Below are 18671 nucleotides of genomic sequence, written 5' to 3'. Positions count from 1 at the left end.
CCAGTAAACCTTACTTCATCACTTAAAACGCAGTGGGATACTCGCCCATCTCAATCAGAATCGATTTAGTGCGCGTGTAGTGCTTCAGCGTCTCAACACCGTTTTCACGACCCAGACCTGACTGCTTATAGCCGCCAACCGGCATCGGCGCGGGTGACTCACCCCAGCTGTTGATCCAGCAGATACCGGCTTCCAGCTGATGGATTACGCGGTGCGCGCGGTCCAGCGAACGGGTAAACAAGCCCGCGGCCAGACCCAGTTCAGTGTTATTGGCGCGGGTAATCACTTCCTGCTCATCATCAAACACCAGGATGCTCATCACCGGTCCGAAGATCTCTTCACGCACAATGCGCATCTCATCCTGACAGTCGGTAAATACCGTCGGCTCGACGTAGCAGCCTTGCGCCAGCGGCCCTTCAGTGATGCGGTGACCACCCGCCAGCAGACGCGCCCCCTCCTGCTGACCCAGTTCAAGGTAAGAGACCACTTTCTGGCAGTGTTGCTCACTGACCAGCGGCCCGAAGTTCACCGTTGGATCGCGCGGATCGCCGGTTTTGATATTGGCCAGCTTCTGTAACAGACGCTGTTCGAAACTGGCTTTCAGCGAGCGGTGGACAAATACCCGCGTGCCGTTCGTACATACCTGGCCGCTGCTGTAGAAATTAGCCATCATCGCGGCATCTACCGCGCGCTCAAGATCGGCATCCTCAAAGACGATCAGTGGCGACTTGCCACCCAGTTCCATCGTCACTTCTTTCAGATTCGACAACGCGGCATCGGCCACCACGCGTTTACCGGTTTCCACCTGACCAGTGAAGGAGACTTTGGCAATATCCGGATGCTGGCTAAGAGCTTTGCCCACTGCGCCCGCACCCTGTACCACATTAAATACGCCATCCGGCAGACCGGCTTCGCTGTAAATTTTCGCCAGTTCCAGTGCGCTTAACGGCGTCACTTCACTTGGCTTAAAGATCATCGCATTGCCGGTCGCCAGCGCCGGGGCGCTTTTCCATAGCGCGATCTGAATCGGGTAGTTCCAGGCGCCAATTCCGGCGCAGACGCCCAGCGGCTCGCGGCGGGTGTACACCAGCGCGGTATCGCGCAGCGGGATCGACTCACCCTGCACCGCCACCGCCAGACCGGCGTAGTACTCCAGCACATCAGCGCCGGTAACAATATCCACCGCTTCGGTTTCGCTGATCGGCTTACCGGTATCGGCAGTTTCCAGCTCAGCCAGTTGCTGATTGCGTTCACGCAACAGCGCCACTGCTTTTAACAGCACGCGGCTACGCTCAACCGGCGTGTAACTGCGCCAGATGCGCTGACCGGCGAGTGCAGAAGCCACGGCGCTGTCGATATCCTGCTGGCTGGCGGCGGTAATTTCCGCAATCACTTCGCCATTGGCCGGATTAATGCTGGTGAAAACCTCACCCTGGCCCTGCTGTTCGCGGCCATTGATATATAAACCACGGCGATTGAGTTCTGCCATGACTCCTCCTCTGATAAGGGGTTTAGCGTTCCGGCCTGTTCAGCCAGAGCGCGAGATTCTGATAACACAGCTCACGAGCATCTTCTAAGCCGTGAGCCATTGGCTGTGGCGCCAGCGTCATGCGCAGCCACAAGCCATCAATCAAGGCGGCGATACTGCTACCGGCCTGGCGCGCCTGCTCACGCGGTAATTCGCGGGCAAACTGCGCAGTAATATTGGAGTGCAGTCGGCGATCATTAACCCGCTGCAAACGCTGCAAATTTTTCTGATGCAGACTGTTGGTCCAGAACACCAGCCAGGTTTTCAGTACTGGTGCCGCCACCTGAGTTAAATCGAAGTTACCGTCAATAATCGCGCGGATTTGCGCCTGCGGATTATCTGCAGCCCGTACCCGATGTCGCTCAACGGCCAGATAAAGGTCCGTCAGGATCTGGCGCATACAGGCATCCAGCAACCCGTTTTTGTCACCAAAGTAGTGGCTGACAATCCCGGTCGACACACCGGCTTCTTTCGCAATCAGCGCAATGCTGGCGTCCGCCAGCCCTACCCGATCGATAACCGTCAATGTTGCGTTAATCAGCTGCGCCTGACGGATGGCTTTCATTCCAACTTTTGGCATCGTTTCATCGGTTCCGACTATTGAATGAGAGAGATAATAACTTTTTTATATTGAACGTTCAATCAATAAAAACTAGACTTGGTAACAACTGGATAACAATTCCATGCTCTTTGTAAGGATAAACGCAACCAAACTTCGCTATTTTTTGATGAGGATTTTCAATGCTGGGAACTCAGGATCGGCTGTTACTTCAGCCGGTTAAACTCAATAAAGCGGTGTTCTTTAGCGCCGCGCTGGTAGTGATACTGTTTTCAGGTGGTGTCCTGCTTTTCCCCGAACAGGCCAGTTCGTTACTGTCGCGCGCTCAATCCTGGGCATCGGCAACCTTCGGCTGGTACTATATGCTGGTGGTCTCTTTCTACCTCGGCTTTGTTCTGTTTGTCGCTTTCTCACGCTACGGCGATATCAAACTGGGGCCGGACCACTCGACACCGGACTTCAGTTATGGCACCTGGGCAGCGATGCTATTTTCCGCCGGCATCGGTTCCGAGTTGCTGTTCTTTGGCGCTTCAGAGCCGCTCGATCACCTGCTGCAGCCACCCGATGGTGTTGCCGGTTCGGCGCAGGCCGCCCGTGACGGCATGGTATTAACCATGCTGCACTGGGGCTTGCACGGCTGGGGGATCTATACGCTGGTGGCGATGTCCCTCGCCTACTTTGCCTATCGCCACAATCTGCCGCTGGCGCTGCGTTCGGCTTTCTACCCGCTGATTGGCGACCGGATTAACGGTCCGATTGGCCACGCGGTGGATGTGTTCGGTATTGTCGGCACCCTGTTCGGTCTGGCCACCAGCCTAGGCATCGGGGTGATGCAGATTAACTCCGGCATCAGCTTCCTGACCGGTATTGCGCAGAGCCATACCATGCAGGTGATCCTGATTATGATTGTGATGGGGGCGGCCACCCTGTCGGCAGTCAGTGGTGTTGATAAGGGTATTCGCCGCATGTCAGAAGTGAATATGCTGCTGGCAGTGCTGATGTTCGCTTTTGTGCTGTTTGCCGGTCCCACCGGCCATCTGCTGAACACGCTGGTGCAGAACTTTGGCGACTACTTTGTCAGCCTGCCGCGTAAAACCTTTGATCTCTATGCTTACAGCGACGGCAATAAAGACACCTGGCTCGGCAACTGGACGGTATTCTACTGGGCGTGGTGGATTGCCTGGTCACCCTTTGTCGGTATGTTTATCGCCCGTATCTCCCGTGGCCGTACCCTGCGTGAATTCGTGATCGGCGTCCTGCTGATCCCGATGGGCTTTACCCTTGCCTGGCTGTCGGTGTTTGGTAACAGCGCGCTGGCGTTGTATCAGAAAGGTATGGATAAGCTCGGCGATGTGGCGTTAAGCGATCCGGCGATGGCGGTCTACCATATGCTGGCCACCTACCCGCTGGCGACGCCAGTGATTGTGCTGGCGGTGGTAATCTGCTTTATCTTCTTTGTCACTTCCGCTGACTCCGGTGCGCTGGTGGTGGCTAATCTCTCCTGCGTTGGTGATACCGCCGCTCAGGATGCGCCTAACTGGTTACGCATTTTCTGGGCGGTATCGGTCTGTGTGCTGACGCTGTCACTGTTGTTTGCCGGTGATTACACCTCGCTGCAAACCGCCGTGGTGCTGAGTGCGTTACCGTTTTCGCTGGTGCTGGTGCTGTTTGTGATTGCCATGTACCGCGCACTGCACCATGAGAAGCAGAAAGATCGCAGCCGTTCAGTGGCGATTGCCTCGCCGTTACTGCTGGACCGCCATCGTCCCGGCCATACCAGCAGCTGGCGTCGTCGTCTGAACCGCGCCATCTCTTATCCTTCACGCGATATGGTGTATCGCTTTATGGATGAGACCGTGCGTCCGGCGCTCAGCAAGGTCTCAGAGGTGCTGGAGGAGAAAGGTCTGCTGGTGGAAAGCGATCTGTCGCCGCAGGACTTTACCCTCGGCATCCGCGTTTCCCACGGTGACGAAGCGCCCTTCCACTACGGTGTGCAGATGAGTGGCTACAGTACGCCATCCTTTATGCGCAGCGGCGGCAATCTCAGCCATACCGCCAGCCGTTACTACCGCGCGGAAGTACATCTGTGGGAAGGCAGCCAGGAGTACGATCTGGTGGGGTATACCGAGGAGCAGATCATCAATGATATCCTCGACCACTATGAACGCCATCTGCAGTTCCTGCATCTGATTCGTTAATCGTATCCGTCGTTAAAAAGGGAGCCTTACAGGCTCCCTTTTTCTTTTGTGCTTTACTTAGTTATGGCTTTTATCAGGAATGACTTAATGAGGTTCAGTAACCGCCTGTCCGCTTCACTGCTTCTGAACTCTTCACTCGGGCGCAGCATTACGGTATTTGTTTGTCTGTTATTTGTGGCGGTGGTAATTATCAATCTCTGGTCACTGAAGGAATCCTGGCAGCGCACCGTTGGCGATGCGGAACAGACCGCGGTCAATCTGTCACTCTCGCAGGCGCGTCAGGCGGAAGATACCGTGCTGCAAACCGAAATTACCCTCAGAGATATTCAGCGCGATATCCAGGCCGGTAACCTTACAAGCCTTGATGCCAGTGCGCTGAGCAACACCATGCGTGAACTGCGCAGCCGTCTGCCGCAGCTGCATGGCCTGTTCTATTTTAACGCGTCAGGCAAATGGGTAGCCCGTTCGGTGGATCGTGAACCAGTGGGCGCTAACAATGCCGACCGCGAATATATCCATTTTCACCGCAACAATCGCCACACCGGCATCCATATCGGCCCGGTGATTCGTAGCCGCAGTACTGGCGACCTGGTGATCCCGGTATCCTTGCGGATGAATGACGCCGCAGGCGCATTTGCCGGCGTGCTGCTGGCGACCATTCGCGTGGACTATTTCCGCCAGTATTACAGTTACTACGAAATGGGCAGCAAGGATGTGCTGGTGCTGATGCTGGCCGACAGCAGCGTGTTGTATGCCCGCCCGATGCCCGACAGCTATATCGGTATGAGCCTGGCGGAAAGCCCGTTGTTCCGCCAGATGCTGATCAAATCGGATCGCGGCAGCGGCGAGTGGAGTTCGGTGCTGGATGGTCAGCCCAGGATCTTCGGTTTCGCCCGCTCACAGCGCTATCCGCTGGTGGTGGCGGCGGGTTATGACCGCGCGACGCTGATCGATCAGTGGCTAAAGGAGCGGCTACAGGATATGGCGCTGAACGCCGCCTTACTGATCAGTATCCTGTTTATGGGCGGCTCGGTGTTACGTCAGGTGCGCACCAATATTAAAAATCAGAGTGAGCTGGCGCATCTGCGTGATGAGCTGACTTCCGTTAACCATGCGTTGCAGGCGCTGGCGCTGGTTGACGGCCTGACCGGGGTGGCCAACCGACGGCAGTTTGATACGGTGCTGGAGCAAAGTTTGCAGCGATCCGCCAGCAATGGTCAGCCGGTATCGCTGATTATGATGGATATCGACTACTTCAAACGCTACAACGACACCTATGGTCATGTGGCAGGCGACAACTGCCTGAAGCGGGTGGGAGAAATACTACGCGCCATGCCGCATCGTCAGGCGGATCTGATTGCCCGCTATGGTGGTGAGGAGTTTGCTATTGTGCTGCACGATACCACCTTGCAGGAAGCTCGGGTGATCGCACAGCGTGCGGTGGATGTGGTGCGGGAAACTGCAATATCCCATCAAAGCAGCGACCGTCCGGAGCATGTGGTTACGCTGAGCGCCGGATGCTTTACCCTCACCGCCAGCGGTAATCCGGGCGATGTGCGCCGGATCAAAGAGGGCGCGGACCGCGCGCTGTATGCCGCTAAACGTAATGGCCGTAACCGGGTATCCGCGCTAAGCACGCCATGGCTGCCGGTGATTAACGACTAACCAGCGGCAGACGTCCGGCTCGAACCCTCAGGCAAATCCTGTTACCGTAGCGCCCCTGCTACTGCTTTAATAACGGTTTTCTCTTCGATGACATTTCCTAAACTACGATTACTTTTTCCCGTGCTGGCCGTGGCCGCCCTTGCTGGCTGGTGGCTGACCCCGCATTACAGCCAGCAAGATGAGTCTTATTACGTCGCGGTATTTTGCAGTATCAGCCACGATAACCGTTCGCGCTTTCTTGATGATATGCAAAAGGTGATTGAAGGCGGTAATTCCGATTATGCGCTGAAAAAGGTTGTTTTTATTCCGGCGCTTGGCAAAAAAGTGGTCGCCCGCTGGATGCAGCTCACCCCGGCAGCGCAACAGCGCGCAGGCGATAATGATGCTACCTGCCAGCAATTACTGTCGGCGCAACAACAGGCAAAATAAGCGGTGATAACTTTTTTTTTGTTCTGAAATAATATTCCGTTTCGTGATCCTGCTCACATACAATCCGCGACACCGCGCTTTTTAAGCTAAAAAAAGCGCAACCCGCATATAAAATCAGCAGCCAGCCTATTAACAGAATTTTAATCTGTTAAATTAAATTTTAAACCAGCTTTGCGCGGCGTTTAACGACCATGGCAACTTTACCCTCTTTTGGCTAAAACCTGCGCAGGGTGGTGGTGTATTATTTCGCCATATAAATACAAATCAATATTTAACACCATTTAACATCATTGTTGCGCTTATTTAACGTCGCTACTGTCCGATTTTGCAGAGAATGAAAAAAGGCTTGCCTGATGCCGCCGGATCAGCGAAATTAACCGCCGTTTTTGCCATCTTATAACAACGCACCGAATAGATTCGCGCTATTACGCGTGCTTAATTCCCGATGCGAAATTGGCATCTATCCAGAGGTACAAGTGTCTACTGCAAACAAACACACTGATGAGGTTAGCCTCAATGCGTTCAAACAACCCAAATCGTTCTATCTGATCTTTACCATCGAACTGTGGGAACGTTTTGGTTACTACGGTCTGCAAGCCATTATGGCGGTGTACCTGGTTAAAATGCTGGGGATGACTGAATCTGATTCCATCACTCTGTTCTCCTCATTCAGCGCGCTGGTCTATGGTCTGGTCGCTGTGGGTGGCTGGCTGGGTGATAAAGTGCTGGGTACCAAGCGCGTAATCGTGCTGGGAATTCTGGTGCTGGCGACCGGTTATGGTCTGGTGGCGTGGTCTGGTCACGATCAGAGCATGGTGTATATCGGTATGGCGACCATCGCCGTCGGTAACGGCCTGTTTAAAGCCAACCCCTCTTCACTGCTCTCCACCTGCTATGAAAAAGACGATCCGCGTCTTGATGGCGCTTTCACCATGTATTACATGGCGATCAATATCGGCTCCCTGTTCTCGATTATGGCCACACCCTGGCTGGCGGCGAAATATGGCTGGAGCGTGGCGTTTTCCCTGTCGTTTGTCGGCATGCTGATTACGCTGGTTAACTTCCTGATCTGTCGTCGCTGGGTGAAAAACTACGGTTCTAAACCTGACTTCGCGCCGGTAAATATTGGCAAACTGCTGATGACCCTCGTCGGCATTGTGCTGGTGATCACTGCCGCTACCTGGCTGCTGCATAACCAGCAGATTGCCCGTATCGCCCTTGGCTGTATCGTGGTTGGCATCGTGCTGTTGTTTGGTAAAGAAGCCTTTGCCATGCAGGGCGCCGCGCGCCGCAAAATGATTGTCGCCTTTATGCTGATGCTGGAAGCGGTGGTGTTCTTTGTGTTGTACAGCCAGATGCCAACCTCGCTGAACTTCTTTGCCATCCGTAACGTTGAGCACAGCATGCTGGGGATTACCTTCCAGCCGGAGCAGTTCCAGGCGCTGAATCCGTTCTGGATTATGATCGGCAGCCCGATTCTGGCTGCGCTGTACAATAAAATGGGCGACCGCCTGCCAATGCCGCATAAATTTGCCATCGGCATGGTGCTCTGCTCCGGCGCCTTCCTGGTGCTGCCGCTGGGAACCAAATTCGCCAGCGATCTCGGTATCGTGTCGCTTAACTGGCTGATCCTCAGCTATGCGTTGCAGAGTATTGGTGAGCTGATGATCTCCGGTCTGGGTCTGGCGATGGTGGCGCAGCTGGTTCCGCAGCGTCTGATGGGCTTTATTATGGGTGCATGGTTCCTGACCACCGCTGGCGCGGCGATTATCGCCGGTAAAATCGCCAATCTGATGGCAGTGCCAGAAAACGTTACCGATCCGCTGCAATCGCTGCACGTCTATGGTGATGTGTTCCTGAAAATTGGCATCGCCACCGGGGTGATTGCCATCCTGATGATGTTAACCGCCCCGCTGCTTAATCGTATGACGCAGGGTGACGACGCCGCTGAACTACAACAGGCCAACGCGACAAACTAATCGCCTGCCTGAACCTGTGCAGCCGCCTGTTTATCAGGCGGCTTTTTTTTTTGCGCCGCAGACGGAGAAAAATCGCCGCGTAACGGCCAGCTTCACTGACAATTTTTACTTCCGGCACTAAGCTAATCAGATCCCTCTGCGCACAGCCCAAGGAGCAACTGATGAAACTGTTTTATCACCCCGGCGCCTGTTCTCTCTCACCACATATTGTGTTGCATGAATGCGGCCTCGATTTCACCGCGGTAAAGGTCGATCTCGCCCGCAAAACCACCGAGCAAGGTGACGATTACCGCCAGATTAATGCCAAAGGCAAGGTTCCGGCGCTGGAGCTGGATGACGGCAGCGTACTGACCGAGGGAGTGGCGATTATTCAGTATCTTGCCGACCTGAAAGCCGATCGCCAGTTGCTGGCCCCGGCCGGAAGCCTGACGCGCTACCACACCATCGAATGGCTTAACTATATCGCCACCGAGCTGCATAAAAGTTTTTACCCACTCTTTGACTCCGCCGTGCCGGACGCATATAAAGCGACGCTACGCGCCGCGCTGGAACAAAGATTTGCGTATGTTAATGACGAGCTGGAGGAGAAACAGTGGCTGATGGGCCTGCGTTTTAGCGTCGCCGACGCTTATCTCTACAATATTACCCGCTGGGCCGTGGCGCTGAAACTCAATCTTAGCGGTCTGGATGCGCTGAATAGCTGGGCTGCGCGCGTAGCGGAACGTCCCGCGGTGATTGCGGCGTTAAAAGCAGAGGGGCTGGTTTAAGCAGATCATTTTCTCCTCCGCTGTCGATTTTTTCTGCGTCAAGCTTCGCCAGTCTCAGGCGCTGCCTCTCACAGCGCCAACCCCCTCATTCCCTGTAATTTTCATCACCATTGTTGCCAATATGAAACAATCCCCGCTTTTGCTGCGCAGCGCTTGCCGTTCAGCGAAAGCGAGGTAGGATTGACTTATACCCGATACAGCTGAAAAGCTGATGTAATCTGAATCTGAGTAAAAGGTGTCCCTATGAGCAACGCAAAAGTAGAGTGGAATGGTGGCTTGCAGCCGGAAGCAATTGAAATTCTGGCGAAAGACGGCGGGATGATTGTCTGCCCGACGAAAGTGGGCTACATCATTATGACCTCTGACAAAGCCGGTCTGGAGCGCAAGTTTGAAGCCAAACAGCGTAACCGTAACAAACCTGGCGTTGTGCTGTGTGGCTCACTGGAACAGCTGAAAGAACTGGCCCAGCTGAACCCGGAAATCGAGCAGTTGTATCAGCAGCACTGGGACGCTGACGTGCTGCTGGGTTGCATCCTGCCGTGGAAAGAAGAAGCCCTGGCGCGTATTCCTGATGACGGTTCCAAAGAGCTGATGATGGATGGCCGTCAGACCAGCTGCTTCGTGATCAAATTCGGTAAGCCGGGTGAGATTCTGGCGAAAGAGCTGTGGGAAAACCATGGCAAATTCTCCTTCGCCAGCTCCGCTAACCCGTCAGGCAAAGGCAACCGCGGCCTGGTTGAAGGGATTGGCGATCGTATCGAAGAGCGTGCCGACCTGATTATTGGCGCGAATGACTATGTGAAATCTATCCAGCCAAACGATACCAATAAAACCCGTTACGAGCAGGGTGTGATGGTTTCGATGGTTGATGCCAACGGTAAACTGGTGCCAGAGCAGAAAGGCGAACGTAAAGTGACCCCTTGCCCGGTGCTGATCCGTAAAGGTCTGGATGTCGATAAAATTATGTCGATGATGTCTGATATCTTCACCACCTGGGATTACCGCCACGGCGATTACTATTAATCCCTGAGACACGTTTTACCCCTCTGAGTTAATACCGCGTAAGGTCTGAGTTCTGTGTTCACAGGACTCAGACCTTTTTGTATTTATGTGCTAGATTATGCCCCCTTCTCCAGCAAAAAAGCCGCAGGGTATAAAATGAGCAACATTGAAAATCTGGCCTCAATGGTGGCATTTGCCCGCGTGGTGGAAACCCTGAGTTTTACCGAAGCCGCGCGCGCGTTGCAGCTGTCGAAATCTTCTGTCAGCCGTGAAATTGCGCAGCTGGAAGTGCGTCTTGGCGCGCAACTGCTGAAACGCACCACCCGTACCATTGAGGTGACTGAGCTGGGCCAGAGCTATTATCAGTACTGCCAGCGCATCCTCAATGAAGTGAAAAGTGCCGAGCGCTTTATCCGCAACTTCCATGAAGAGCCGATGGGCAACCTGCAACTTGCGGCGCCGGTGACCTTCGGCTGCCAGTGTATTGTACCGGTGCTGAATAATTTTATTGCCGGTAATATTCATGTCAGCGTCGATCTCGATTTAACCGACCGGCCGGTAAATATGCAGGACGATCACTACGATATGGCGATTGTCATTGGTCGGGACGCCCCGGAACATGCGCTGGTAAAGCCGCTGGTTGATATTACCTGGGGCCTGTACGCCACGCCGGAATATATGCGCCAGTATGCTAAAATTGAGAAACCGGAAGATCTGCCGCGCTATGACTATATTCTGTTCCGCGGCCCGGCCCATACCATTTCATTACCGTTTCGCAAAGATAAGCAGAAGCTGGATATTGAGGTGCGCAGCCGCTTTCGCGCCAATAATAGCGTCGCGCTGATGAGCTCTGCGCTGGCGGGCACCGGTATCGCCTATCTGCCGGATTATATGACTCAGGACGCGTTAAACAGCGGTAAATTAACGCGCCTGCTGCCCGGCTGGCGGATGGATACCTATCGCGCATGGATGTTGTTTAAAGAGGAGAACAACCTTTCGCCACGGGTCAGACGCTTTGCCAGCGACTTGCAGGCGCGGTTGCAGCGAGAGATAAATTAAATTACGCCTTGTCGCCTTGCGTCAGAGTGATCACACGATCAACCGAGGCAATACCAGTCAAAGGTATCATTTGCCACTGGCCAGCCCCCCGGCGCTGTTGCGCAGGTCATAAAGGGGTGAAAGCACCCACTGATACAACTTGCGCTCCTCAAGAAAAAGCGTACTGGTGGCCTTCATGCCATTCTCAGCGTCAACCCAGTGATCTTTGTAATAAAATCGATCTTTGTCAGGACTCACCACCACTTTATACCAGGTTTGTGGATTATCAGCGCTTCTGGCAGGTGCACTCGGGTAAGTCGCCATTTCCTGTAGCGAGGCAGGCGTGCGCCCAACCGCAATGATTTGTCCTGAATATTGGCCAAATTTTTCCGCGGGAAATGCATCATAGCGAATATTAATGCCGTCTCCGGTGGCAAGATAAGGCGCTGCGGTGTCAGGCACCCACAGAATCAGAGAATAGCGGGTGGTGTCGCCCGGGATAATTTGCAGCAGACTGTCGCCAACGGCCACCATCTGTCCGGTAGTGACGCTCAGCGAATCCACTCTCCCCGCCACCGGCGCGGTAATAATCAGCTCGCTCTCTGCATCGGCAGTGGTGAGTTGCCCGCGCAGCGAACTTTTCTGTATCTCCAGCTGATGCAACTGATTATCAAAATCTACCGCCTGGGTCTGAATATTGCTCTGAAGCGAAACTATTTGCAGTGCATTTTGTTGGTTCTGGCTATGAAGATTAAGCAGTTCATTTTGCTGTTGATAATATAATGCAGTCTGGTTGGCCAACTGATCCTTGTTTATTAATCCCTGCACCTGATAATTATGATAGTTGTCCATATTCGCCTTCATTATACGCAATCCCTCTTCCGCTTTAGTCAAAATAGCAGAGGAGTGTTGCAGCGCATTTTCATAATGGCTTTTCTGGCGATTAAGGGTATCAAGAGTGATTTTTTTGTTTTCCCTTATCTTTTTAGCGATTTCATTGAGCGTGCTGATCTGCTGTTGAATACTCTCACTTATTCTTTTACTCACTACGCCCGAGCTGGTGGTTCTGCTAACGTCAATTTGATAGATCGGCTGACCTTTTTCTACGTTTTCGCCAGCACTTACCATCTGCCGGACAACAAAGCCCTGCTGTGCTGACAACACATTGATGGCACGTGGCGAGGAAACTATTTCTCCGCTAACATTGATCCTGCGGGTATAGGAGCCGAAAATAAGCAGGCAGAGAAAGCAGGTAAAGAAGATAACCGTAAAAATGGTCATATAAGACACAGGCACGCCTGAGAGCAGTAGAGCCTTTCCTGACCAGATATTTTTTCGGTGTTCAATTGCCTCTTTTCTGTACAGCATCATTTTTCCGGCAGTGCCGCATATCAGTGAGAGGTGAATGATACCAATCAATAAATCTGAACAGGCATAAAATAGAATACTTAACACCCATCACGATAAAAAACAGCAAAACAACATCCAGGTACTGTGTGTCGGGTTGAACCAGCTTAAGTGAAGAGAAGTTAATTAGCACCCCACTCATCATTATCCAACACATCTGCCCCCAGAACTCTCTGCTTTTAAATCCCCCCCGGTACCAAAACGTTTTATTTGCTATTTTATTCATACGTCCCTCTCACTATATCGAACATATTCTTAATAAAAGGCAGCAATATACTACCTTTTATTATTTTCCTGTCACGGATGACACTGACCATTGACACTATTGCTGTCAGCATCGCCACCAAGCGAACCACTATGATTGCCACTATTACTGCTGTACGGGCTATTACTTGGGCAGGACAAAGATGCCTGTGCGGCACCTGCGACTGCACCTGCAATAACCCCTCCAGCGCCCATCGGTAGACCAGCCAGGGCCCCAATAATAGCGCCAGCACCTGCAGAGTTATTACAGCTATGCGGTGCCCCACCGCCACCATTAAGTGCAGCAGCGCCATGGTGGGAACCAATACTAATGTCATGAGATGTATTCGCCCCGCCACCAGAAACGGCCGAGACTTCATCAGTTGTTAACTCACGAATAGAAGTCGATGACATATAATTTATCCTCCATGAAAAATAGTCTTCACTAGATTAATTTATAAAATATCGGTTACACGAACAAGTAACACTTATTATGGCTTACGATATCCATTACAACAGCAAAAAATACATTAAGAATATAAAAAATCTATCAGCAGCCGTGACCAAACACAATATATTTTTTTGTAAATAGTGACCGGTACACAACAACAGCCAATTATATAACCACACAGAAATCATTCAAACATAATAAATTAATCACCTATGAATATAAAAAAATTAAGCGACCAATTAGTTTATACGTTGAGTATTGAAAGTGATTTTATTTAGGTTATCACGTTACAAATTGCATTATTAATCGCCTGCGATAAATTGATGTTCTCATCCTGCCAGATACCTGTTTTTACTCTCCCCCGTTTCGGATCATTCCCCATTTTGTCATCTGCCGGTAATCAAACCGTCATTCTGTCTCTTTAGTGTCGCGTTAAAACCGCCGGAGAGATGCCTGTGTTTACTATCGAAACTGTACTCGACGACCTTTATCCTCAGCGAAATACCCCGGGCTGGCAGAAAAATATTCTGCGACTACTGCTGCGCGAAAAGGAGTTTCAGCAGTTTAACCAGCAGCACCGCCATCTGAAGGGACTGGATATGGTGGAACAGGTGCTGGAATATCTCGATATCAGTTGTGAGCTCAGTGAACGCGACCTGGAGCAGATCCCCAGTCTCGGACCGGTGGTGATTGTCGCTAACCATCCGCTGGGCACCCTCGATGGCCTGGCGCTGCTGCATGCAGTCTCTCAGGTGCGGCGCGATGTTAAAATCGTTACCAACCGTCTGTTAAACTGCCTGACATCACTGCGCAGCCTGATGGTGCCGGTTGACAATATGGGCAACCGCACCAGCCGTCAGCAGGTGACGCAGATGCAGGATCAGCTGGAAAATCAGGGCGTGCTGATTTTCTTTCCGGCAGGCGAAGTGTCGCGCTTCGGCAGCAAGGGCGTCAAAGATGGTAAATGGAGCCACGGCTTTCTGCGCCTCGCCGCCCGTTTTCGTGCGCCAGTGGTGCCAGTCCACGTCAGCGGGCACAACAGCGGCCTGTTCTATCTCACCTCAATGCTTTATCAGCCACTCTCAATGCTGCTGCTGGTGCGTGAAATGTTTAAGCATCGCGGCGAGCGACTGAAGCTTAAAATTGGCGCACGTATTCCTTATGCCAGCTGGCACGACGGCCGGACGCCAGCAAAAGAGCTGGCGGCGCGTTTCCGGCGCCATCTTTATCGTCTCGGTCAGGAGAAATCCGCGCTGTTTCAGACTGAACCGGCGATTGCCCGCGCCGAAGATCGCGCGGTGCTGAAGCGGGCGCTGGCAGAGTGTGAAGTGCTGGGGAAACTGCCTGACGGCAAAATCATCTATCTTTACCGGCGCAACGGCGAAGACTATGTGCCGATTCTGCGCGAACTGGGACGACTGCGTGAGATCGCCTTTCGTGCCGTAGGCGAAGGCAGCGGCAAACGTCGCGATCTCGATGATTACGATGACGACTATTACCATCTGATCCTGTGGGATCAGGAAGCGCTGGAGGTGGTTGGCGCTTACCGTTTTCTGCCTACCGCCGGGCAGCTGGCGCGCAAAGGCGTTGATGGCATCTACAGCCAGAGCCTGTTCCACTATGATAATCAGATGAACGCTGTACTGATGCAGGGTATTGAACTGGGACGCAGTTTTATCCAGCCTGCGTACTGGGGCAAGCGTGGACTCGATTATCTGTGGATGGGCATTGGCGCTTATCTGGCGAAATATCCGCAGTACCGTTATCTGTTTGGCCCGGTGTCGATCTCGGGTGGACTGCCGCTGGCGGCGCGCGATCTGCTGGTGGCATTCTACCGACTCTACTTTGCGCCAAACCTGCCGCTGGCAACTTCACGCCGTCCCTACCCGGCTTCCCTGCCTGCGGTACTGGCGCAGTTTACCGGCGATAACTACCAGGAAGATTTAAAACGCTTAAAACGCATGCTGAATAATCTCGGCACCGCGATCCCACCGCTGTATAAACAGTATTCTGAACTCTGTGAGCCGGGCGGCGTACAGTTTATCGATTTCGGCAGCGATCCCGATTTTAACCACTGTATTGACGGCCTGGTGCTGGTGGATTTGACCCAGCTGAAAGCGACACGTTATCAACGCTATATCGCCGTTCACCAGCAGAACGCAAACTAAGCACGCCGGGCGGCATTTCGCGTCGCCCGGCATTCAGTGAATGATGATGCAGAAACTATCCTTCTCTTGCCCCCTCCGCTGACGCAGTATAAAATGCGCCGCTAATAACCTGTTATTTTTATTGCTCTTTTTGGCAATACAATCCGTTAAATTGTTGGTATTAAAGAAAATCCGCAGCAGGAAATCGGCTGAAATTTTCGCTATCACGTTAACTATCGCGCGGCGCTGGAAATTACCGGTATAAATCCTGATATCATGCGTAAACCCAATTTTTATATTCTGTTTTGCTGCCTGCTGGCCAGCGGCTGTGCGTCGCTCTCCAGTAACACTATTGATAGCTCGCGGCAGGCCAGTCTGCTGGCCAGCTGTAATATTCCGCTACAGCAACAGATTGATGCACTGGCGCAGCCACTGATCGATCAACAGCGTACGCCCGGCCTGGTGGTGGCGCTATTAACCGCCGACCAGCAGCGCCATATTTACCGTTATGGCTTTACCGATCGCGATCGCCGCACCCCAGTGACTGGCGATACGCTGTTTGCCATTGGCTCATTGACTAAGGGTTTTACTGCCGAAAGCGCAGCGTTGCTGGTTCAGGATGGCAGGCTGCACTGGGACGATACGCTGGGGGAATTACTCGGCGATCGGCTGCAACTGAGTGAGGACGCACAGCAGATTACCCTGCTGCAGCTGGCCACCCACACCTCCGGCCTGCCACGTCAGATGACCACTCTGCATATGTTCGGCAACCTGACGCGTTACCTGTTTAATGGCGCGCCGTTTTACGACGATCTTGATGACGGTGAGTTTCTCAACTATCTGCACGACTTCGTCAGGCCGCAGCAGCAGTCAGTAATCTACTCCAACCTCGGCTATGCCATCCTCGACTACGTGATTAGCCAGTATACACAGCAGACGCCACAGCAGATTGCCAGCCAGCAGATTATTGCGCCGTTGCGACTGAATCACACTGGCTATCAGCCAGAAAAACTGCCCGGCTACCTGCAACGCGCACATGGTCATGCCGGCGATCAGCCGAAGTTTATGCGGCGCGGCGAGCAGGTGCCGGACTGGCATTTCTCCGGTTATATGGTTGGCGCGGCATCACTGTGGTCCAGCGCAAACGATCTGCTGAGCTATCTTGATGCCCATCTGTATGGCAGTGGTGATGCCCGGCTGGATCGCGCTTTTGCCGACGCCACCCATGTGCGTTTCCGGCAACCTGATCACGACTCTTCCGCGCTGGCGTGGCTTAGTAATCGGGTTAGCGGACAGACCATTTTTTATCAGTCCGGTTTTATTGGCGGCTACTCCAGCTATATCGGCATGGACGTTAAACATAAAACCGCCATTGTGGTGTTGCAGAACAGTTTTAACTGGGATAACGATATCGGGCATCGCATGCTGGTCAGAATGGCGGAGGAACAGGAGTGTGCGCCATAACCCGGCCCGGTTGATATATCAGGCAATTTGCTACAGAGAATTGCATGACCCTGCCCGCTTATGCCAATATACGTTTTATATATGTTTCGTATAGGTGCAATATGGGAATCGTTAAAATCTCCGATCTGATGCATGAAAATCTGCGCATCACCAGCAATGCCATGAGCCGCTCGATTAATTCGCAGGCCGAGCACTGGCTGAAAATCGGCATGCTGGCCGAGCTTTATCCGCAGCTTACCCATCATCAGCTGGCGCGTGCGCTGGTGAAAGCCGAAATGCAGGGTGGCGTGGATATCGCCACTATCCTCAACGCACCCGCAGAAGCTGAGGCAACCTGTTGAAATCGATAAAAATTCACTCTGCGGCGGAGATTGAACTCGCCCGCGCAGCCGGTCATGCGGCAGCTAAAGTGCTGGAAATGATTACGCCTTTTGTACAGCCTGGCGTCACTACCGATGCCCTTGACCGCATCTGTCATGACTATCTGGTCAATGAACTGAAGGTAATTCCGGCGAATATTGGCTATGAAGGCTATACGCGCACCGTCTGTACCTCAGTTAATCATGTGGTTTGCCATGGCATCCCCTCGGATAAAAAACTGAAAAAAGGCGATATCGTTAATATCGATGTGGCGATCATCAAAGATGGCTGGTATGGCGATACCAGCCGAATGTACTTTGTTGGTGAACCTTCGGTACGGGCGCGTCGCCTGACAGATATCACTTATCAGGCGATGGTGGCCGGAATTAAAGTAGTGCGTCCGGGCGCCACATTGGGTGATATCGGCGCCGCCATTCAGCAACTGGCGGAAGGGGCGGGTTTTTCCGTGGTGCGTGAATATTGTGGCCATGGCGTCGGTGAGATCTATCATACCGCCCCTCAGGTGCTGCATTACGGCGAAGCGGGCACTGGCAGAGTGCTGGAAGCGGGGATGATTTTTACTATCGAACCGATGATTAATGTCGGCAAAGCGGCAACCAGCGTGCTTTCCGACGGCTGGACGGTGGTGACAAAAGATCGCTCCCTCTCCGCGCAATGGGAACACACCATTGCGGTGACCGCGACAGGTTTCGATCTGCTGACGCCATGGCCGGAAGGCACCGGTGATTACCCGGCGATCTGAATTATTTGGGGCGGCGATACGCCGCCCTGAACCATACGCCAGGCGTTATGCCTGGGAAATAGAGACAACCGTAAATAGCGGCGTGAGCTTCGTGGTATCAACCGTTTTTACCGCTTTATCCAGACTCCAGGCTTCCTGCAGTCTCATCCACATTTCAGGGCTGCTGCCCAGTACTGTCGCCAGTTTAACCGCCATCTCAGGCGTAACTGCGGCTTTACCGGCTACCAGGCGTTGAGCAGTGGAAGGCGCCACGGCCAGTGCCCGGGCAAGATCACGGATTCCCAGTCCCAACTCTTCCAGAGAGCCAGCAATAATTTCACCCGGGTGTGGGGGATTAAACATTTTCATCAGTGATAGTCCTCATAATTAACGATATACGCATCACCATCGATAAATTCGAATGTCACACGCCAGTTGCCGGAAACCGTTACCGACCATAATCCTTGTCGCTCACCTGTCAGAGGATGAAGACGATATCCAGGAAGATTTATTTCTCCCACGGCTTCAGCCTGATTAATCACTGCCAAACGCTGGCGGAGTTTATCTGCGTGTCGGGGATTGATGCCGCTGGTTATTCCTTTTGCAAAAAAGAGTCGCAGCCCTTTGTGTTTGAAATTTTTAATCATTCCATTGCACTCCCTGATCCCTGTTGCGCCACAAGCAACAGCATA

At 52.9% G+C, this 18671-nt stretch carries 17 protein-coding genes; 11 read left to right on the top strand and 6 right to left on the bottom strand.

Translation table 11 applies throughout. The features are described 5' to 3' along the window. Positions 1–22 precede the first annotated feature (22 nt). Positions 23–1489 carry a betaine-aldehyde dehydrogenase gene (gene betB, locus J2125_RS22695; RefSeq protein ID WP_017802220.1) on the bottom strand — a complete coding sequence of 489 codons (1467 nt, stop codon included), beginning with the start codon at positions 1487–1489 and terminating at the stop codon, positions 23–25. Positions 1490–1511: 22 nt separating this feature from the next. After that, on the bottom strand, positions 1512–2108 hold the full coding sequence (gene betI, locus J2125_RS22690) for a transcriptional regulator BetI (protein WP_026111854.1): 597 nt from the start codon (positions 2106–2108) through the stop codon (positions 1512–1514). Between the two features lie 161 nt (positions 2109–2269). On the opposite strand from betI, the gene betT reads away from it, so the two are divergent. The 7 genes from betT (at position 2270) to J2125_RS22655 (ending at position 11186) form a co-directional block, all read left to right on the top strand. Beyond that, positions 2270–4285 (top strand): choline BCCT transporter BetT, encoded by a 2016-nt coding sequence (gene betT, locus J2125_RS22685; RefSeq protein WP_017802218.1) that lies wholly within the window; start codon positions 2270–2272, stop codon positions 4283–4285. 87 nt (positions 4286–4372) lie between these two features. After that, positions 4373–5950, top strand: coding sequence for a sensor domain-containing diguanylate cyclase (locus J2125_RS22680; protein WP_017802217.1), 1578 nt, complete (start codon positions 4373–4375; stop codon positions 5948–5950). Between the two features lie 87 nt (positions 5951–6037). Continuing rightward, entirely contained in the window at positions 6038–6379 is a 342-nt protein-coding gene (locus J2125_RS22675) for a hypothetical protein (protein ID WP_026111852.1), read from the top strand. Between the two features lie 476 nt (positions 6380–6855). Continuing rightward, a complete protein-coding gene (gene dtpA / locus J2125_RS22670; RefSeq protein WP_017802215.1) occupies positions 6856–8358 on the top strand; it encodes a dipeptide/tripeptide permease DtpA in 1503 nt (500 codons plus the stop codon). Positions 8359–8519: 161 nt separating this feature from the next. Continuing rightward, a complete protein-coding gene (gstA, locus tag J2125_RS22665) occupies positions 8520–9125 on the top strand; it encodes a glutathione transferase GstA (protein ID WP_017802213.1) in 606 nt (201 codons plus the stop codon). A gap of 243 nt (positions 9126–9368) precedes the next feature. Continuing rightward, on the top strand, positions 9369–10148 hold the full coding sequence (locus tag J2125_RS22660) for an L-threonylcarbamoyladenylate synthase (RefSeq protein ID WP_017802212.1): 780 nt from the start codon (positions 9369–9371) through the stop codon (positions 10146–10148). A 135-nt stretch (positions 10149–10283) separates the two neighbouring features. After that, positions 10284–11186: a LysR family transcriptional regulator gene (locus tag J2125_RS22655; RefSeq protein WP_017802211.1), complete on the top strand. Its 903-nt coding sequence runs from the start codon at positions 10284–10286 to the stop codon at positions 11184–11186. Positions 11187–11252: 66 nt separating this feature from the next. Here J2125_RS22655 and J2125_RS22650 read toward each other — a convergent pair whose 3' ends face one another. After that, positions 11253–12530 (bottom strand): HlyD family secretion protein, encoded by a 1278-nt coding sequence (locus J2125_RS22650; RefSeq protein WP_026111851.1) that lies wholly within the window; start codon positions 12528–12530, stop codon positions 11253–11255. A 260-nt stretch (positions 12531–12790) separates the two neighbouring features. Further along, a complete protein-coding gene (locus J2125_RS25230; protein WP_017802208.1) occupies positions 12791–13153 on the bottom strand; it encodes a hypothetical protein in 363 nt (120 codons plus the stop codon). A 568-nt stretch (positions 13154–13721) separates the two neighbouring features. On the opposite strand from J2125_RS25230, the gene olsF reads away from it, so the two are divergent. From olsF to map, 4 genes are all read left to right on the top strand, one after another. After that, the gene (olsF, locus tag J2125_RS22640; RefSeq protein ID WP_026111850.1) at positions 13722–15434 is read left to right on the top strand and encodes a bifunctional ornithine lipid synthase OlsF; all 1713 of its coding nucleotides are present in this window, start codon (positions 13722–13724) and stop codon (positions 15432–15434) included. A gap of 255 nt (positions 15435–15689) precedes the next feature. Beyond that, positions 15690–16877 carry a serine hydrolase domain-containing protein gene (locus J2125_RS22635; RefSeq protein WP_017802206.1) on the top strand — a complete coding sequence of 396 codons (1188 nt, stop codon included), beginning with the start codon at positions 15690–15692 and terminating at the stop codon, positions 16875–16877. 101 nt (positions 16878–16978) lie between these two features. Continuing rightward, positions 16979–17218 carry a ParD-like family protein gene (locus J2125_RS22630; protein WP_017802205.1) on the top strand — a complete coding sequence of 80 codons (240 nt, stop codon included), beginning with the start codon at positions 16979–16981 and terminating at the stop codon, positions 17216–17218. Next, the gene (map, locus tag J2125_RS22625; protein WP_017802204.1) at positions 17215–18000 is read left to right on the top strand and encodes a type I methionyl aminopeptidase; all 786 of its coding nucleotides are present in this window, start codon (positions 17215–17217) and stop codon (positions 17998–18000) included. Before J2125_RS22630 ends, map begins: the two co-directional genes overlap by 4 nt. Before the next feature lie 45 nt (positions 18001–18045). On the opposite strand, the gene J2125_RS22620 is transcribed toward map, so the two are convergent. Both J2125_RS22620 and J2125_RS22615 read right to left on the bottom strand, forming a co-directional pair. Then, the gene (locus tag J2125_RS22620; protein WP_017802203.1) at positions 18046–18348 is read right to left on the bottom strand and encodes a HigA family addiction module antitoxin; all 303 of its coding nucleotides are present in this window, start codon (positions 18346–18348) and stop codon (positions 18046–18048) included. Next, positions 18348–18626 (bottom strand): type II toxin-antitoxin system RelE/ParE family toxin, encoded by a 279-nt coding sequence (locus tag J2125_RS22615; protein WP_209499539.1) that lies wholly within the window; start codon positions 18624–18626, stop codon positions 18348–18350. Before J2125_RS22615 ends, J2125_RS22620 begins: the two co-directional genes overlap by 1 nt. Between the last annotated feature and the right edge of the window lie 45 nt (positions 18627–18671).

The sequence above is a fragment of the Winslowiella toletana genome, from assembly GCF_017875465.1.
Taxonomy (GTDB): domain Bacteria; phylum Pseudomonadota; class Gammaproteobacteria; order Enterobacterales; family Enterobacteriaceae; genus Erwinia; species Erwinia toletana.
This window is presented reverse-complemented; position numbering and strand designations above follow the sequence as displayed.

Excerpts from the sequence above, each read along its gene's own strand:
- betB (WP_017802220.1), bottom strand. The coding sequence starts at position 1,489 with ATGGCAGAACTCAATCGCCGTGGTTTATATATCAATGGCCGCGAACAG.
- betI (WP_026111854.1), bottom strand. The coding sequence starts at position 2,108 with ATGCCAAAAGTTGGAATGAAAGCCATCCGTCAGGCGCAGCTGATTAAC.
- betT (WP_017802218.1), top strand. The coding sequence starts at position 2,270 with ATGCTGGGAACTCAGGATCGGCTGTTACTTCAGCCGGTTAAACTCAAT.
- J2125_RS22680 (WP_017802217.1), top strand. The coding sequence starts at position 4,373 with ATGAGGTTCAGTAACCGCCTGTCCGCTTCACTGCTTCTGAACTCTTCA.
- J2125_RS22675 (WP_026111852.1), top strand. The coding sequence starts at position 6,038 with ATGACATTTCCTAAACTACGATTACTTTTTCCCGTGCTGGCCGTGGCC.
- gstA (WP_017802213.1), top strand. The coding sequence starts at position 8,520 with ATGAAACTGTTTTATCACCCCGGCGCCTGTTCTCTCTCACCACATATT.
- J2125_RS22660 (WP_017802212.1), top strand. The coding sequence starts at position 9,369 with ATGAGCAACGCAAAAGTAGAGTGGAATGGTGGCTTGCAGCCGGAAGCA.
- J2125_RS22655 (WP_017802211.1), top strand. The coding sequence starts at position 10,284 with ATGAGCAACATTGAAAATCTGGCCTCAATGGTGGCATTTGCCCGCGTG.
- J2125_RS25230 (WP_017802208.1), bottom strand. The coding sequence starts at position 13,153 with ATGACATTAGTATTGGTTCCCACCATGGCGCTGCTGCACTTAATGGTG.
- J2125_RS22635 (WP_017802206.1), top strand. The coding sequence starts at position 15,690 with ATGCGTAAACCCAATTTTTATATTCTGTTTTGCTGCCTGCTGGCCAGC.
- J2125_RS22630 (WP_017802205.1), top strand. The coding sequence starts at position 16,979 with ATGGGAATCGTTAAAATCTCCGATCTGATGCATGAAAATCTGCGCATC.
- J2125_RS22620 (WP_017802203.1), bottom strand. The coding sequence starts at position 18,348 with ATGAAAATGTTTAATCCCCCACACCCGGGTGAAATTATTGCTGGCTCT.
- J2125_RS22615 (WP_209499539.1), bottom strand. The coding sequence starts at position 18,626 with ATGATTAAAAATTTCAAACACAAAGGGCTGCGACTCTTTTTTGCAAAA.